We start from the raw sequence: 2,342 nt of genomic DNA, 5'->3' as shown, positions 1-2,342 counted from the left end.
GAGGCCCACGAAAGGGGCTTCTGGAGCGGAAAATAACTCAAAATCTGCCCCTGATCCCGTCATGTGAAACAAAGTCTACCATCACCGCGTCCTCTGGAACGAATAGGCTGGGTTGTGCAGAGGTTTCCCAGAAGCTCTCCGTGGGAGCATTGTCCCAGCAGTTACCCGTCCTGCGCATTGATGGACGCATGCCCCAGTTCTTCAAGGCCTGCTATAACTCATGGCTGCAGTAATGACTGCCACGGTCGCTGATGCACCATCAGTCCTGGTGACGGGTGGCGGCACCACCACGCCATGGCCAGTGCATTCTTGATCAGGCCGGTCTGCGTGTACGGCTGCAGGCTCCAGCCCACCACGTGAGGGCTGAACAGGTCAATGGCCGCAGCCAGGTACCGCCAGCCCTCGTCGGTGGCGATGTAGTTGATGTCTGCACTCACCAACTGTTGGGGCCCCTCGGGATTGAAGCGCCGCCGCACCAGGTCGGGCGCCAGCGGCAAACTGTGCCTGCTGTCGGTGCTCACCACGAACTCACGCTCGGTCTTGGCTCGAATACCGTGTTGCTGCGTGAGCTTGCGCACCCGGCCTTTGCCCGCCCGGATGCCACGGGCCAGCAATTCTTTGTGCGTACGCGGCCATCCGTACTCGCCCTCGACCTCGGCTGGATGGCTCGGATATGGGTCAGCAGGGCTTCGTCGCTGAGACGACGGGCAGGCCCACCTTGGCCCCTCTGACGCCGCTGTAGCCAGTTGAAATATTGATCCGAAACGCATCATCTTGAAACTTGCCCTACTGCCCCAAAGTAGTTGGCATGGAAAGAAGAGACATGAGAACGCTGTCGTTCGAGGCGCGCGAAGAACGGCGGCGGCAAGTGGTTAGTCTGCGTCGGCGGGGCTGGACATATGAAGCCATCGCCGAGCAGACGGGCCTGTCGCGCACTGGGGTGTTCAACATCTGCCGACGTTATGCCCAAGAGGGGGTGCGTGCTCTGAAGGACAAGCGCGGCGGGCGCAAGGTGGGAGAGTGCAGGGTGCTCAGTCCCGAGCAGGAGGCCGAGATCAGGAAGCTCATCTGCGACAAGACGCCGGATCAGCTGAAGATGGCCTTCGCCCTGTGGAGCCGGCAGGCGGTGCGTGAGCTCATCAAGGAGCGATATGGTGTTTTGCTCACCCCGCAAGGGGTTGGCAAGTATCTGGCGCGCTGGGGATTTACAGCGCAAAAGCCGATCAAGCGCGCCAACGAACAGCGCCCGGAGGCGGTGCGGACGTGGCTGGACGAGACCTATCCGGAGATTGCGCGGCGCGCCAAGGCGGAAGGGGCCGAGATCCATTGGGGTGACGAGACCGGGCTGCGCTCGGATGACGTGCGCGGACGCTCTTATGCCCCAGCCGGAAAGACGCCTGTGATTCGGGTGCGGCAGCGACGCGAAGGGTTGTCAGTCATGTCGACGGTGACCAATCGCGGCAAGGTGCGCTGGAAGGTGTTCGAAGGTGCGATGAACGCCGCCATTCTGATCGACTTCATGAAGCGGCTCATCAAAGACGCGCAGGGCAAGAAGGTGTTTTTGATCCTCGACAACCTCAAGGTGCATCACGCCAAGGTCGTCAAAGCGTGGCTGGCCGAACACGACAAGCTCATCGAGGTGTTCTACCTGCCCTCCTACAGTCCCGAGCTCAATCCCGACGAATTGCTCAATGCCGATCTCAAGGCAGTGGTGACCAGCAATGCGCCGGCGCGGGTCAAGGGCGACCTCAAAAAGGCCACCGTCAGTCACTTGCGTCGGCTGCAAAAGTCGCCCCGTCGTGTCATGCGCTACTTTCAGCATGGCCCAGTACGATATGCCGCTTGATCCCAGTTCATTTGTTTCGGATCAATAACCGCTGGCACTGACCTCCAGCACCTCGCATGTCAAGCGACACGAAGATTTGACCCCCTGACGACATCTGGAATTGACCCCCGGGTTAATCAACTCTCTGACGTGATCGGGGTGGGGGCAGCGGCCTTCTGCAGAAGGCCGCTGCGGCGCTTGTCGCGCAGCCGATAGCTGTCGCCCCGGATCGTGATGACCTGGCTGTGATGGAGCAGCCGATCGAGGATGGCGGTGGCGGCGACCGCGTCGCCAAACACCTGCCCCCACTCGCCAACCGGCCGGTTGCTGGTGATCAGCATGCTGGCCCGCTCATAGCGCCGCGACACGAGCTGGAAGAACAGGTGCGCAGCCGCCGGCTCAAGCGGCAGGTAGCCCAGTTCATCGATGATCAGCAGCTTGGGCTTGGAGAGCTGCAACAGCTTCTCCTCGAGCCGGCCATCGGCGTGCGCCTTCGTCAGCCCGGCCATCAGCGCCG

Annotated in this window: 2 protein-coding genes and 1 pseudogene; 1 reads left to right on the top strand and 2 read right to left on the bottom strand. The window is 61.6% G+C overall.

Going from position 1 to position 2,342, the window contains the following annotated elements:
- Nucleotides 1-127: 127 nt before the first annotated feature.
- A pseudogene (locus Tchar_RS13395) lies at nt 128-754 on the bottom strand (IS3 family transposase); the annotation flags it as partial.
- Nucleotides 755-808: 54 nt separating this feature from the next.
- Between Tchar_RS13395 and Tchar_RS13390 the strand changes: the two are divergent.
- Nucleotides 809-1,846, top strand: coding sequence for an IS630 family transposase (locus Tchar_RS13390; RefSeq protein ID WP_144329471.1), 1,038 nt, complete (start codon nt 809-811; stop codon nt 1,844-1,846).
- Between the two features lie 116 nt (nt 1,847-1,962).
- On the opposite strand, the gene Tchar_RS13385 is transcribed toward Tchar_RS13390, so the two are convergent.
- The coding region (locus Tchar_RS13385; RefSeq protein WP_161595543.1) for an ATP-binding protein at nt 1,963-2,342 on the bottom strand (380 nt) is incomplete at its 5' end.

It is taken from the genome of Tepidimonas charontis (assembly GCF_007556685.1).
Classification (GTDB): domain Bacteria; phylum Pseudomonadota; class Gammaproteobacteria; order Burkholderiales; family Burkholderiaceae_C; genus Tepidimonas; species Tepidimonas charontis.
Note: the sequence above shows the minus strand (reverse complement) of the source record. Positions and strands in the feature narration are given on the sequence as shown.

What these genes read in the sequence shown, in the direction of transcription:
- Tchar_RS13390 (WP_144329471.1), top strand. Translation starts at nt 809, where the DNA reads ATGGAAAGAAGAGACATGAGAACGCTGTCGTTCGAGGCGCGCGAAGAA.